Below are 14,889 nucleotides of genomic sequence, written 5' to 3' on the forward strand. Positions count from 1 at the left end.
GGTTTCCAAAGGATGGAGATTACAAGACAGGTTCCATCGTTTTCATGAGTACGTTCGCAGAATGTTGCATTTTCTCATGCTCTTCTTGTGACAACTCAATCTCTACGACTTCACGCACACCTTGACGGTTGATGATTGCTGGCACACCGATATGGATATCATGTAACCCATACTCCCCATCAAGATGGGCACCGACTGTCAACAACGTGTTCTCGTTACGAAGGACAGCCTTGACCAACCGAAGGAGGCCGAGTCCAATCGCATAGTACGTCGCACCTTTACGTTCGATGATATGATATGCTGCGTCACGAACGTTGACATAAATATCTTCAAGGTCTTCCCAGCTGTACTCATCGTGCTCTTCAAGTAGTTGTTCGACTGATTTTCCATAAATACGCGCGTTGCTCCAGGCAGCAAACTCCGTATCGCCATGCTCACCCATGATGTAGGCATGACAGTTGCGCGGGTCGACGTTGAAATAGTCACCGAGCATGTATCGCAAGCGAGATGTATCTAACACGGTTCCTGAACCGAAGACACGATGTTTCGGAAGACCAGAATATTTCCATGCGAGATGAGTCATGATGTCGACCGGGTTTGAAGCAATGATGATAATTCCGTCAAAACCAGAGTCCATAATGTCTGAAATCATGGATTTCATGATCTTTGCATTCTTTTCAACGAGGTCAAGACGTGTTTCACCTGGACGCTGTGGTGCGCCAGCCGTGATGACCACGATATCAGCGACGCCACAATCCGAGTAATCCCCTGCCCAGACGCGCATCGGTGATGAAGCGAATGAAACCCCATGGTTCAAATCCATCGCTTCTCCTTCTGCCTTCGCTTTATTGATATCGATGATGACAAGTTCTTCACATAGACTAGCTGTCGTCAATTGGTAAGCGAAACTCGCACCTACTGCCCCTGCCCCTACAAGTGCGACTCGTGTTACTTTAGCATGATTTAATGTTTCCATAATGATTCTCCACCCTTCGAACAATCTGTTTCATGTTTTTGTTATCTCTGTTACAAATAGATTGTAACATCATTCACAAACTCTAACTACAGCGGAAACCGTTTTCACTTTGGCGATATTGTGACAATATTCACATTCATTTGGAACACCTTCATTTTCTGTACTACCCTCATCCAAACACTAAAAAACAAATCAACGTCGCTCCACATACTGAAAGAAAATTAACCGCATCGTTTCCGAGAAAATGCCATCCTGACACATAAGTCGTCGGCACATCGTGATGTATTTTTTGCTCCGTCAATTTTCCGCAGACTGTACAACGAAACGTTCGTTGGAATGTCGCGCCGAGAAGCGTGTCAATGATGCTACCAGTTAATCCAATCACCCATAATAAAAGGAGATGCGTGACCTTTAAGTCGATGAACACAAGAGAGGATATGACAATCAACAGTGCACCGAACATCGACATGACGGTACCGAACGTCGAGACGGCGCCACTCGTCCCCGGTTCGACTCGCTTAAAGGTAAACATGAACCGAGGTTTCTGTTTCGATAGGACACCGAATTCAGATCCCCACGTATCGCTCGTCGCCGCCGCGATGGAAACGACATACATGTAGAGGTAGACCGGGTCATTCGTCAATTGATAACCGAGTGCACATAAAATCCCGACCCCACCGTTAGCCAACACTTGCATGGCATCGCGAGCCCCCGTCTTCTCGACGATCTCATCGACCCCTTTTTTATCGTGAGAGCGATATTTCGAAGCAAGAGAAGAAGTCGAAAAAAACACGCCAAGCAAGTATAGACCGAACCACCCGAACGAGAATCCGATCACCGTACCGGTCACGACTGTCAACAGCGCCCCAGAGCGAGTCAACGACCGTAACCGATAACCGAGATAGGCGACGAAACATGTTACAGCGAATATGGCGAACACTGAATCATCTCCTTTTCTGTTACGATCCATTGAACAGGTAGGTCGTGTGGCTCAGTTGGTACATGATCGACAAGCTGAACGGTATATGCCAAAGCAAGCGTTCTACCGTTATAGGTTTCTAAAAAGCGATCATAATAGCCTCCACCCCAACCGATGCGATAACCGGTTCGATCGAAAACACGCCCCGGAACAAGACAAAGGTCGATCACTTGCGTCGTCGCTGGAGTGATCGGCTCTAAAATATTCATGACGCCCGTTTCTAAATCATCAAATGAATGAATGATGTGAAACGTAAGTCCCTGCTCCGTTACTTTCGGGACGCAAACCGTTTTTCCTTCTTTAAAGGCCATATGAATAATCGGAGACGTATCGATTTCTAGCGGGAGTGATAACGTCAGCGCGATCGTTTGACTTTCGACCCATAAATCCGAGGCAAACAATGTTTGGTGAATGGCTTCGTCCGCATGATGTCGCTCCGACATTTGTTTGATGTATTGATGAATCGTGCGCCGGAGCGCTGCTTTTTCTTCCACAACGCATTCCTCCTTACGAAAAAAGCCGTCACATATGTGACGGCCGGTCCCTTATTACTTCACTTCGCGGTAAAGCGTGTGACGACGGAGACGTGGGTTGTATTTGCGCAACTCGAGGCGCTCAGGGTTGTTACGTTTGTTTTTCTTCGTGATGTACGTGCGATCGCCTGTTTCTGTGCAAGCTAATGTAATTTTAACGCGCATTTCTTTCACTCCCATCTTAATGATGTTGTATCAAGTGCTTTTGCTTTACAGTCTAAGCATACTCAATTATCCTACCAAGTTTCTTATGAAAAAGCAAGGTTATTTCACGTTCTTTTTCATTGATTCCTGTCCATATGGAGAAGTCTCTATAGGTAGGCATGTGTTGACGTTCTCGCTCACCTTATACCATTGTTTTAGGTCGTGAATCGAGATCTCTTCCCCGACATATACGCGTTCTGATGCAGGAAACACGCTGTTTTCGATTCGATGGATTGCATCGAATAAACCACCGTGACCATGCGGATTGCGAGTCGCTTCAAAGGACAACATAGTTGAGTATAACGGAAGCGCAAGGGATTGCGCAAGTTCTCTTGCCGCAGGAATCGTCATCCAATCGAAGTGGTGAACCACTTTGAAGGAGACACGTTTCGAAAGTTCATGAACCAGTTTTACATAGGCGATATTTTGTGTTGCCACCTGGTTCATGACATGCTCTAAAAATGGACTAGTTGTACGAACACGATACACATGTATGTTTCCTTGTCGCTCATACTCAGGCAACTCGTCATGATATGGCGTTAATACATAGACGACTTCGCCATCGTCCGCTCTCGCCTCGATTTCGTCGACGACCCGTCTTCCGAGTCCCCCTACGATATGACCGTGATATTCAGGCGTGAGCACCAAAACGGCTGGTTTTTCCTCTTCCCGCTCGGTTGTCACATAGTAATCGTGAGGAGATAGGAACGAATCAATATCGATGTCTTCATCCTGAAGAAATGGATATGCAGCGTAATGATCATGTAGCAACTGTTCGGATACTCCATCCTGATAGAGTGCCGTTTCCAGTTCTGCAAAGAGTCTTGTATGTTCACGGAACCGTTCGGCGGCATACTGTGCCGTCGTTTGTCCGTCCAAGATGAAGGCCCAGTCACTCGACACAGCCAGTACATAATGACGGATCAATTGTTTCAAAGCACGATTTGTCAATTCCGATTGATTCCGATAGTCCGCCACATCTTTCACAAGTTGCATCTCCATCATGTGCAAATGACGAAGCATCCACTCATTTCTCTCGTTGATCCAAACTTCACCATAACCCTTGCGTCCCCATGTATTCATCGACACGTGAACCGTCTGTAAATCCTTAAAATGACGTTCAAGGAAGAGGGCTGGCGTGATGGTTTCAATCCCAAATTCAGCAAGTCGTTCTGCTACTTTCCCAAGGAACTCCGGTCCCTCGAACCACCAGTGACCGAACAATTCCGCATCGAACGGGGCTGTCACTAAAAATGGCGGGAATGTTTGAGCACCGTGCGCTTCAAGGTGTGATTCTAACGTTTTGGCGAAATCGGTCGCATGGTTCTCAATTTGATGTTCCGCCCATTCACGCACATAGAAGTCTTTTTGATCCGTGTCCCCCGTAATCCGATGCATTTTGAGACCCGTATCAAAACGGATCCCTTCCGGATGCATGAAGGATTGGATATAATCCCAATCCCGGTCGTAAGCCAAATCACGGTAAAATTCACGATAATCCGGATGACCCGGATATCCGATCATCGAACTCCAGATTTTACCTGAGATGATTTGATCCCGCGGGAATAACGCGACCCCATGTGGTGAATACACAGGGGCTCCAATCCCTTTCTCAGGTGTCGGATCTGCATCAAGAAGAGCATGTTCATCGACAAAGGTGTAGCGAATTCCCTCTTCATAAAGAATCCGGTCGACCCCTGGTGTATAAGCACACTCTGGTAACCATATGCCTGTTGGACGGAACCCATAGTGACGTTCGAAACAGTTCAAGCCCGTCCGAATCTCAGCACGTGCCGCCTGTTCCGTGAAGAGGTGTGGATTAAAGCCATGGGTCGCCGTACATGTCACCATGTCAATATAACCTGCCTCACGATATGTACGGAACGCCTCGTTCAAATTTTTATTCCAATGAAGGAACGTATTTTTTAAATCGTGGTATCGCTGACGATAAAAATGTAACGTCGCTTTTTCTTCGTCTGTTCGGTCCTCAGATAGTTCGAGGGCAATCAATTCGAGCATGTCATCCAAGTGTTCTACGTAGCGATCCTGAATGAGTGGATCGGCAAGCATTTCAACGACAGGCGGGGAAATACTAACCGTCCAATGTAAGGGACGCTTCAAGCGATCGACTTGCCAAAGAATCGGGATATATGTCTCAGAGATGGCCTCGTAAACCCATCTTTCTTCTAATCGGTGTTTCTCTTCATGCCTAACGTACGGTAAATGAGCATGAAGGACGAGTGAAAAGTACCCAGGTTTCATAATAAAAAGTCCTCCTTAACGCACGAGTCGGTATGCTGCATATTTTGGTAATGTATCGAGTAATTCTGGAGAATCGACTTCCCCATATTGCCAACGTCGGACCGGTTCTGCGAATCGCCCGACTCCTGCGGGTTCTGCTCTTGGCGTGTCAAGCGGATTTGAGGCGACAATTGGGAGAAACTCTCCTTCCATCGTCCGAATCCCAAATTCAAACACATATGTCGTATTCGGGTCGAGAGGGCGAACGAACCAGCTGTTCGTCATCTCGGGAAGATCGAACGTATACGATCGGTTTGCGTGACCGCTATTGTAATCAAGTAATGTAACATCAAGGATGCGGAACGCCTTCGGCAGATCTTCCCAGCGTCGCATGAATTGAAGCGCTAACGTCTCTTTTACGAGATCAGATACTTCCCAGCATACATACACTGCGTTTGGAGACTGTACGACCGCATGCATGAAGTCCACGTTGTACCGATCGGGTAGCTTCCAATATCCCTCCGGACCCTTTTCGAGAAGTGGAGAAGTCGACACGTTGGCCGTCTCTTTCGCCAATGCCACTTGTTTGCGTGAGGTCGTCACCGACGTCTTTGCTTTCTTCGTTTCACGCTTTTGTTTCACAGGGGCAACCGCCTCCACTTCCTGTTGCTGATTTCTCCATTTCCGCCATGCGTATTGGACTTTGCCAATCGGGACGTCTAATTCTGCCGCAATCTGTTTTAACGTAAGACCTTGTTGTTTCAAGGACACGATTTTCTCTTCCATCTCTATATGGCTCCCTTCATGTAAAAATCCATGTAGACTATTATTCGCTCCTTGAGTTTGTATTCCTGCCCAAAAAAATAAAGAACAACAGCACTGTTGTTCTTTACCACTAATCTTATTGATTCAAATCATAATGTTTCCCTTTTTCGAGGAAAATTAAATGCTCTCCGAAATTCGTCACATGATCGCCCATCCGCTCGAGGTATCGAGCGATGTTCGAGAATTCGTATACATCGTTCGTTCCAACCGTCATGGCCGGAAGAGAACCGATATATTGTTTAATCACCGTTAGATTGATGTCATCAATCACGCGGTCCATCTCATTGAGTTCACGAACACGGCTCACTTCACCTTTACGATAGGCACGTGTTGCCAGTTCAAGCATGTCAATCAACTGCTCGGCCATCTTCTTGAGCGGTTGGATGTCAAGCACATAAGGAACGTGCTCGATTCGTGTCACTGCTTTTGCGATGTTTGTCGCATAGTCCGCGATGCGTTCAAGGTCTGTCGCTGATTTCATCGTCACAATCAGACGTCGTAAGTCAGTCGCGACTGGTTGCTGTTTTGCAATCAATAGAATCGCTTCGTCATTGATTGTCAACTCCAACTCGTCTAACTCGTTATCGTTATCAATCACGGTTTTAGCCAATTCGAGATCATGTTTTTCCAACACTTCGATTGCCGTCGCCGTTTGGCGCATCGTCAAGTTTGCCAATCGAACAACTTTATCTTCTAATTCAGTCAACTTCGTATCAAAAAATGTGCGGTTTTGTGCCATCAATCCAGTCTCCTCCTTAACCGAAACGGCCAGAAATATAGTCTTCCGTCCGTTTGTCAGATGGATTCGAGAAAATCTTATCTGTTACATCGAACTCGACAACTTCTCCATTTAAGAAGAATGCCGTTTTATCCGAAACACGGGCAGCTTGTTGCATGTTATGTGTCACGATGATGATTGAATATTGTTCTTTCAGCTCTTGTACCAATTCTTCCACTTTCAATGTAGAGATCGGATCAAGGGCAGACGTCGGCTCGTCCATTAAGATGACATCCGGTTCAATCGCTAACGTACGCGCGATACAGAGACGTTGTTGTTGTCCACCTGAAAGTCCGTACGCATTCTCATTCAATCGATCTTTTACTTCATCCCAGATTGCCGCACCACGTAATGAACGCTCGACAATTTCATCGAGTACTTTCTTATTTTTGATTCCGTGCGTCCGCGGTCCGTATGCCACGTTGTCATAGACCGATTTTGGGAACGGGTTCGGTTGTTGGAATACCATCCCGACCGACGTACGTAAGTCTTCTACTTTATATCCACGGTCGAAGATGTTACGACCATGATACAAGATTTCACCGTTCGTCCGAACCGATGGAACGAGTTCGACCATACGGTTTAGAGTCTTAATGAACGTCGATTTCCCGCACCCAGATGGTCCGATGATTGCCGTGACTTCATTCTTTTTAATATCGAGGTTGACGTCAATCAAAGCCTGGTCTTCTCCATACCACAAGTTCAAATTGTTGACGACATAGGCGCTATCTTTTTTCATCTCAGTCGTTGTCGGTTCTGTCGTAGTTGTATTCACGTTTTGATCTCCTTTGTTGAGCTCTTGTTGTTTCATCATCTCGAGCTTCCTCCTCATTCATCTGCAAAAAAGACTTAGTGTCGATTTGTATATTTGTTTCGAATATAGATTGCAACCGAGTTCATCGCGATGAGCATCGTCATGAGTACGATGATCCCTGCTGCTGCTAAGTTTTGGAACTCTGCTTGTGGTCGGCTCGTCCAGTTGTAAATCTGGATCGGGAGGGCCGTGAAGTCAGAGAAAATGTTACTCGGTGTCGTTGAAATGAATGTTGCCGCTCCAACCATGATGAGTGGAGCCGTTTCACCAATTGCACGAGAAACCGCTAGGATAATCCCCGTAATGATCCCTGGTAACGCCGAAGGTAACACGACGTTAAATGTCGTCTGCCACTTCGATGCCCCGAGCGCTAGCGAAGCGTGTCGTAATTCCATTTTGACTGCTCGTAGCGCTTCCTGTGAGGCCACGATTACAATCGGCAAACTCATGAGACCGAGCGTCAAGGCACCGGCCATAATCGAGTTCCCTAATTCCATGACTCGAACGAAAATCGTCAATCCAAGCAATCCGAATACGATTGACGGAACGCCAGCCAAGTTCGAAATATTGACTTCAATAAATGAAGTCATGCGATTTTTCGGAGCATATTCCTCCAAGTAAATCGCCGCTCCAACCCCGATGACAAAAACCATCGGCACGATCAATAGCATGAGCCATAATGACCCAATCAACGCAGGATATAATCCAGCCTGTTCAGGACGGCGCGACGGGAAGTTGCGCAAGAAATCGAGGTCGACCCATCCTGCACCTTTTGACACGATGTCATAAATCAACGTCGATAAGACGACGAGTGCAAAGACGAGTCCCGCCAAAAAGATGTACTTAAATATTTCATTCAATTGTAAACGTCGTTTAATTCGTTGAGACACGGTCTCACGATTCATCAAGTTCTTCGTATTCTTGAACTCACTGTTCGGTAAAGCCATATTAGTACTCCTCTCTGAAGCGGCGCGTCACCCAGTTTGCGAATAGGTTCATCAATAGGGTAAAGACAAACAACAACGCACCGACCGCATAGATACTGTAATATTCGATTGTGCCGTAACCTGCATCACCTTTTGCGATTTGAACGATATATGCTGTCATCGTCTGAATCGCATTGAGCGGATTGAACTCAAAGTTCGGCTGTGAACCACCAGCGATCGTTACAATCATCGTCTCACCAATCGCACGGCTCATACCGAGAACGATAGAGGCAATGATTCCAGACGTCGCTGCAGGCATAACAACTTTCGTCGCCACTTCAAGACGTGTCGCACCTAAACCGAGCGCACCGTCCCGAATTTTCTTCGGAACAGCACTCATTGCATCCTCAGAAATCGAGGCAATCATCGGAATAATCATAATCCCGACGACAATCCCTGGGCTGAGTGCATTGTAAATTTGAAGTCCTGGGATGAGTGCTTGCAAAATCGGTGTAATGAATGACAAGGCGAAGAAACCGAATACGATCGTCGGCACACCGGCCAACACTTCTAGAATTGGTTTCAACACACGTCGTGCCCGTTCAGAGGCGTATTCACTTAAGTAAATCGCAGACGCCAAACCGAGTGGGACGGCTACAATCATCGCAATCACAGTAATTTGGAGTGTTCCCATCACAAGGGCCCATACCCCGAAGCGCTGATCTGCACTAAGCGGGTACCATTCTGTCGATCCTAAAAATTCTGCGACAGGGACTCGTTCAAAGAACTTGAATAGCTCAAAGCCTAATGTGAACGCAATACCAATGGTCGTGACGACCGATACGAATGCGCTCAAGAATAATAAGAACGGCATGATTTTATCAAACACGTTCGTCGTACTATATTTCTTTTGTTTATTTTGTTGAATCATCTCTCGAATCGAAAGCTTATTGTTCGGTTCATTCATCTCGTGTATCGCTCCCTACCTCTTCATACTAGAAAGCATGGCGAGAAGGCGAGACCGTGTCTCACCTTCTGCCACCTATCATCTTATTCTCCAGCGATTTCGTCGATCATCTTCATGTTTTCGTCGTAACGCGCTTGTTCCATACCGACATATCCTACTTCTTCAGCTAGCGCACCCGCGTTTTCATTCATGAAGCGTGCGAAGTCCGCAACCTGCTCTTTGTCTTTCAACGAAGCGTTGTTGACATACGTGTAGATCTCACGTGAGAGTGGATAAGAAAGGTCATTGATTGTTTCTGGAGTTGGCTCTACACCCTCAACCGCCATGGCACGAAGCGTATCTTGGTTTTCGATGTAGTATGCATATCCGAAGAATCCGATTGCTCCTTCTGTTCCGGCTACACCAGTGACGAGGACGTTGTCATCCTCTGACAATTGTGCGTCTTCACGAATATCCGTATCGTCGAGAACGGCTTCATTGAAGAAGTCAAATGTACCTGAGTCTTTACCTGGTGCGAAGAATGAGATCTCCTCATCTGGCCAGTCTGAGCGAACGTCTTTCCACGTCTTGATGCTCGTGTCCGTCCACATCTTATTCAATTCTTCAATCGTGATATCTTGTGCCCAATCGTTCGCTGGGTTTACAACGAGCGAAAGTCCATCAAGTGCAACTGAGAGTTGCGTGAATTCCACACCGTTTTTCTCAGCTTCGGCTGCTTCTTCTTCCTTGATTTCACGTGATGCGTTTGAGAAGTCTGTCTCTCCCGTCACGAAACGTTTGAAGCCACCACCCGTACCAGAGACACCGACTGTCACTTCAACTTCTGGTTGTTCAGCTGAATATTCTTCTGCGACTGCTTCCATGATTGGGAATACAGTTGATGATCCGTCCATGACGACTTTTCCTGAGAGCGCATCGCCGCCTTCAGCAGCGCCACCTTCTTCATTGTTCCCACAAGCAGCACCTACGAGTGCGACTGAAGTGATTGAAGCGAGTAAAGCTGATTTTTTCATCCAAGACATTTGTGACGTCCTCCTTGAGTTTGCTTTGATTTTTGTTGTGGATTTGTTGTTCTGTCCTACAATTAATATCCTAATGAACTTCTATTAACGAGAAATAAACGGAACGTAAAAGAATTGTAAAGACAAAAAAAGAAGTCACCGAAGTGACCTCTTTTACTGAAGCATTGCATTGACATCTTCTAAATTAAAGTAAGCTTTCATGATGTCGTGTGCGACCCGCGTGTTGATTCCTTCCGCCTCAAGTCCAGGCATGATAATCGCCCAGGCGATTTCCGGGTCATCGAACGGTGCCCAACCGACATGGTTTGAGTTCAATGTCTTGATCGGTTCTCCGTTCGCATTTCGTTTCGCCTGACCGTCTGCGCCCTCCGCAATCGCTTGGGCAGTTCCGGTTTTACCTGCAGCCGTCATACCGGTCTGCTGTAGAATGCGAGACGAACCGGAAGAAGATTCAACCCCTTGACGATACCCTTCACGGACCCGCTCGATATATTCATCCTGAATATCGACTTTATTCAACGCATTCGGTTGGAACGTGCTCACGACTTGCTTGTTGTTCTCATCAAGCGAACCTGGCTCAATGATTTCTTTTAGCAAGTGTGGTTGGACACGATAGCCACCGTTCGCCAATGCTGACGTATATTGCGCCAACTGAATCGGAGTATAAGAAATATACTGTCCAATCGACATATCCATCAGAAGTGTGACACGGTCCGGGATACTCCGGAATCCGGTCGACTCGAACGGCAAGTCAATCCCTGTCTCGATTCCGAGACCGAATTGTTTATAGTAGTGTTCCATCGTTTCAAACGCCTGTGTGACATTTTCTCCGACAATTTGACCTGTCGAGTAATAATCAGCCAGACGCAACGCGATTTGGAACATATAGATGTTCGATGACATCGCAAGTGCATCTAAGTCGTTAATGTTCCCCATATTTCGGTAGGAAGCTTTCACTGACGAACCGATTCGAATCGGTGCATCATAAATATATTCTCCCGGTTTGACGACGCCTTCTTCAAATCCATAGGCGACCGTCGCCCCTTTGATGGTTGATCCGATTTGGCTGGCACGAAGCACCGTACCGGTCGACACATCCTTGAATTCGTTCGTTTCCAAATCGAGTTCTTGTCCAGACAGAGCGAGCAATTCACCCGTTTGCGGATTCATGACGACCGCAAACGCTCGGTCGAAATGAGGACTTCCAGAGCGTCCTGCGCGAATCGCCTTTTTCAAGATCTCATCGACTTCTTTTTGGAACTCGATGTCGGTCGATAAGACGATATCTTTCCCTGGATTCCCACTCACTCGTGTCGGTTCACCGACCGGTTCCCCTTTGTACGTGGTGAACACATCATAGGCCGGCGTTCCACGAAGGACGTCTTCATACTGTTGTTCCAAGTATGAGGTACCGACCCGGTCGTTCAACCCGTAACCTTTCGCCTGATAAGACGCGCGTTGTTCCGCCGGAATTTGACGATAACTTCCTAGGAAACTTTTGAACGTCTCATCATACGGATAGTCCCGTTGATAGTACGGTTCGACACTCACCCCAGGCAACTGCTCTAAGTTTTCTTCGATGACCGCCATCTCTTTCGGGCTCGCACCAATTTTGATGACCTGTGGGTCGAGTGCATAGCCGCTCTCCATGTTGTGTTTAATGGCGATGATTTCTTCTGTCGCGTCATCAAACGTGATCTCTTCTTCTGTGATCGAGTCAAGCAAGAGTCGGTCCACGTCTTGGTTAGACAATGCGGCCCGCTCCTCTTCCGATAATTCTTCCAATAGCGCTTGAGTCCGTTCTTGCGCCAATTCCGGATTCGTTGCAATCCAGTAATCCTTCCGGTCTCGCTCCGTCATTTTACGGTCTTCTTTCGGAATGTCGACGATTTCCGCCAACTTTTTCGCAACGTCCAACCGTTCATCCGTTTTTGTCACTTGAGAGCGACGATACATGACTGAGTAGTTTGAAATCGTATCCGCCAGTACTTGACCATTCCGATCGTAAATTTTCCCTCGCGGCACTTCATATTTGATTTTACTCGACTCCGTTTTCTGCACTTCCCGAGCAATCAATTCACCATTCACGATTTGGACGACACCTAACCTAAAAATGAGGGTCGCAAATAGAATGAAGACGATGAAAAATAGTAAATTCAAGCGTAACGGTAAGTGGTTTCGCCGTTTTTTCGGCACTTTTACCCGATTTTTAGCCAAGTCCGTTAACTCCCTCCACGTTCATTTCCTTCTATATTATAGAGGACAGGAATCCCTGTCGTTTTGTCCGATTTTCACTATATCATAATTTGTTTACAAATTAATGAAAACCATAAAAAAACCCGAGATTCATATCAGAACCTCGGGTAAGACAAACTTATTTTGCGTCAGCGTACAATGTCGCCACATAATCCCAATCGATGACATGGAAGAATGCGTTGATATAGTCAGGACGACGGTTTTGGTAGTTCAAGTAGTAAGCATGCTCCCACACATCAAGACCGAGGATCGGTGTAACACCTTCCATGATCGGTGAGTCTTGGTTTGGAGTAGACGTGACTTCGAGTTTACCATTTTTCACAACGAGCCAAGCCCAGCCTGAACCGAAGCGAGTTGTTGCAGCTTTCGTGAATTCGTCTTTAAACCCATCGAAGCTACCGAACGACTCATCGATTGCAGCAGCGAGGTCGCCAGACGGTGTACCGTTCTCATTTTTCTTCAAGAGCTTCCAGAAGAACGAGTGGTTCCAATGACCGCCACCGTTGTTGCGGACAGCTGTTTGAATGTCAGCAGGAAGCGAATCGATTTTTTGAAGCAAGTCTTCGAGTGAAGAGTACTCCACATCTTTTCCTTCGAGTGCATTGTTTACGTTCGTGACGTATGTGTTGTGGTGTTTCGTGTGGTGGATTTCCATCGTGCGTGCATCAATGTGTGGTTCGAGTGCATCATATGCGTAATCAAGTTGTGGTAATTCAAATTTAGCCATTACTAAAATCCCCCTTAAAAGTGTTTTGAACAACGTTCGTCTTAAATGTAACAGATATGTGACGGTCGACTCAATTGTAATGCTTTATTCGACATCTTCTTCTGGCAATGCCCAGACTGAAATCGACCCCGCCGACACTTTAAATACCCCAAATCCTTCTTCATCAATCTCAATTCGATCATCCAACGTATTCGTTAAATCGACCCAAGTTTCACCGGCACGTTCTTCCCCGACAAACATTCTCTTTTCAGCTTCATCAGAAGTTGAAATGAGAACGGCACATCCGGAACGTTCGATTTCCTCCACACCTTTTCGTACCCACCCAATGACGTTTGCATCATCAAAGTAATCATCCTGCTCCCCATACGCTTTCTCTCGGCGCGCATACAGAAGCGTATCAATGGCGAGCTTCATCCCATCCGTTGGGTGAGGACCGTCTATACCGTAGTAATCGCCATAGAAGACACATGGATAACCATCTTTACGAAGTAAGACGAGACCATAGGCGATTTGCTTGAACCAATCTTTCACCCATGACTCAAGCGCCTCTTCAGGTTGTGAATCGTGATTATCTACGAACGTCACGGAATGAAGCGGGTGTGACTGAACGAGCGTATCATCAAAAATGGTTCGCATGTCAAACGCGGCCCCTTCCTCTGAGGCTTGATGTAATTTGTAGTGGAGCGGGACATCGAATAAATCGACATGGTAATCGATGTTATCGAGAAATTCACGACAGGCATCAAGGTCAGATTTCCAAAACTCGCCGACAAAATAGAATTGGTCACCTTTCTCTTCCCGCATCGTCTGACTGAACTCTTTTACAAAGTCATAGTTGATGTGTTTAATGGCGTCAAGACGGAATCCATCACATTTCGTCTCTTCGATGAACCATTTCCCCCAATTCAACACTTCTTCGCGCACATCGGGATGGTGGTAGTCGATGTTCGCAAACATTAAATAGTCATAGACACCGAATTCATCGTCGACGTTATCGTTCCATCTTTTGTTTTCTCCAACGATAAAGAAAATACCGGAACGATCAGTCGCCGCATCATAATCCGTTCCGTTAAAATGTGTGAAGTCCCATTTAAATGAAGAGTATTTCCCATCACGAGCTTCATAATCAAATTTTGTCCACCCTTCGATTTCAAACGCTTCATCCGAGAGGACTTTCGTACGGTCGTCGGGATCGACTTCTAACACGTCAAACTTCTCGGTCGCATCCGCCCCGGCTTTATGATTCATGACGACATCCATATAAATCTGCATCCCAAGCTCTTGTTGACAATAGGTCGTTGCTTCAAGTAGTTCTTTTTTCGTTCCATATTTTGTGGCAATCGACCCTTTTTGATCGAACTCGCCCAAATCATATAAGTCATAGATTCCATATCCGGTATCTTGATCACTTTGCCCTTTTGTGACAGGTGGTAGCCATAGCGCAGTGATCCCTGCTTTATTTAAGTCGGCTGCTCTCTCTTTTAGTCGCTTCCAATGCTTTTGGTCTGCCTCGACATGCCATTCAAAAAATTGCATCATGGTGTGGTTTCGTTCCATTTTGTCCGCCTCATTTCATATTTTTCAAAAAACAAAATGCTAACGAGTATTTACCCAGCAATTTTAGATTGAAAACAAAAAAGC

The 14,889-nt window shown here is 46.3% G+C and carries 14 protein-coding genes; all 14 read right to left on the reverse strand.

Going from position 1 to position 14,889, the window contains the following annotated elements; translation table 11 throughout:
• Positions 1 to 19 precede the first annotated feature (19 nt).
• The 14 genes from EAT1B_RS02755 to EAT1B_RS02820 all read right to left on the reverse strand — a co-directional run bounded on the left by EAT1B_RS02755 (position 20) and on the right by EAT1B_RS02820 (position 14,805).
• Positions 20 to 976: an L-lactate dehydrogenase gene (locus EAT1B_RS02755; protein WP_012726605.1), complete on the reverse strand. Its 957-nt coding sequence runs from the start codon at positions 974 to 976 to the stop codon at positions 20 to 22.
• A 169-nt stretch (positions 977 to 1,145) separates the two neighbouring features.
• Positions 1,146 to 1,916 (reverse strand): DUF92 domain-containing protein, encoded by a 771-nt coding sequence (locus EAT1B_RS02760; protein WP_012726606.1) that lies wholly within the window; start codon positions 1,914 to 1,916, stop codon positions 1,146 to 1,148.
• On the reverse strand, positions 1,895 to 2,449 hold the full coding sequence (locus EAT1B_RS02765) for a 5-formyltetrahydrofolate cyclo-ligase (protein WP_012726607.1): 555 nt from the start codon (positions 2,447 to 2,449) through the stop codon (positions 1,895 to 1,897). The genes EAT1B_RS02760 and EAT1B_RS02765 overlap by 22 nt, the downstream gene beginning before the upstream one ends.
• 54 nt (positions 2,450 to 2,503) lie before the next feature.
• The gene (rpmG, locus tag EAT1B_RS02770; RefSeq protein WP_255313299.1) at positions 2,504 to 2,668 is read right to left on the reverse strand and encodes a 50S ribosomal protein L33; all 165 of its coding nucleotides are present in this window, start codon (positions 2,666 to 2,668) and stop codon (positions 2,504 to 2,506) included.
• Positions 2,669 to 2,752: 84 nt separating this feature from the next.
• A complete protein-coding gene (locus tag EAT1B_RS02775; protein ID WP_012726609.1) occupies positions 2,753 to 4,954 on the reverse strand; it encodes a 1,4-alpha-glucan branching protein domain-containing protein in 2,202 nt (733 codons plus the stop codon).
• A gap of 15 nt (positions 4,955 to 4,969) precedes the next feature.
• A complete protein-coding gene (locus EAT1B_RS02780) occupies positions 4,970 to 5,719 on the reverse strand; it encodes a DUF4912 domain-containing protein (RefSeq protein ID WP_012726610.1) in 750 nt (249 codons plus the stop codon).
• A gap of 115 nt (positions 5,720 to 5,834) precedes the next feature.
• On the reverse strand, positions 5,835 to 6,497 hold the full coding sequence (gene phoU / locus EAT1B_RS02785; protein ID WP_012726611.1) for a phosphate signaling complex protein PhoU: 663 nt from the start codon (positions 6,495 to 6,497) through the stop codon (positions 5,835 to 5,837).
• A gap of 16 nt (positions 6,498 to 6,513) precedes the next feature.
• Positions 6,514 to 7,275 (reverse strand): phosphate ABC transporter ATP-binding protein PstB, encoded by a 762-nt coding sequence (gene pstB, locus EAT1B_RS02790; RefSeq protein ID WP_224862754.1) that lies wholly within the window; start codon positions 7,273 to 7,275, stop codon positions 6,514 to 6,516.
• A gap of 110 nt (positions 7,276 to 7,385) precedes the next feature.
• Positions 7,386 to 8,297, reverse strand: a complete 912-nt coding sequence (gene pstA, locus EAT1B_RS02795; protein WP_012726613.1) for a phosphate ABC transporter permease PstA — start codon at positions 8,295 to 8,297, stop codon at positions 7,386 to 7,388.
• Position 8,298: 1 nt separating this feature from the next.
• Positions 8,299 to 9,243, reverse strand: coding sequence for a phosphate ABC transporter permease subunit PstC (gene pstC / locus EAT1B_RS02800; protein WP_012726614.1), 945 nt, complete (start codon positions 9,241 to 9,243; stop codon positions 8,299 to 8,301).
• 83 nt (positions 9,244 to 9,326) lie between these two features.
• Positions 9,327 to 10,265 (reverse strand): PstS family phosphate ABC transporter substrate-binding protein, encoded by a 939-nt coding sequence (locus tag EAT1B_RS02805; protein WP_012726615.1) that lies wholly within the window; start codon positions 10,263 to 10,265, stop codon positions 9,327 to 9,329.
• Positions 10,266 to 10,418: 153 nt separating this feature from the next.
• The gene (locus EAT1B_RS02810) at positions 10,419 to 12,482 is read right to left on the reverse strand and encodes a penicillin-binding protein 2 (protein WP_012726616.1); all 2,064 of its coding nucleotides are present in this window, start codon (positions 12,480 to 12,482) and stop codon (positions 10,419 to 10,421) included.
• A gap of 157 nt (positions 12,483 to 12,639) precedes the next feature.
• Entirely contained in the window at positions 12,640 to 13,248 is a 609-nt protein-coding gene (locus EAT1B_RS02815; protein WP_012726617.1) for a superoxide dismutase, read from the reverse strand.
• Positions 13,249 to 13,332: 84 nt separating this feature from the next.
• Positions 13,333 to 14,805, reverse strand: coding sequence for an alpha-amylase (locus EAT1B_RS02820; protein WP_012726618.1), 1,473 nt, complete (start codon positions 14,803 to 14,805; stop codon positions 13,333 to 13,335).
• Positions 14,806 to 14,889: the final 84 nt, after the last annotated feature.

Origin of the sequence: Exiguobacterium sp. AT1b (genome assembly GCF_000023045.1) — a bacterium.
Lineage (GTDB): Bacteria > Bacillota > Bacilli > Exiguobacteriales > Exiguobacteriaceae > Exiguobacterium.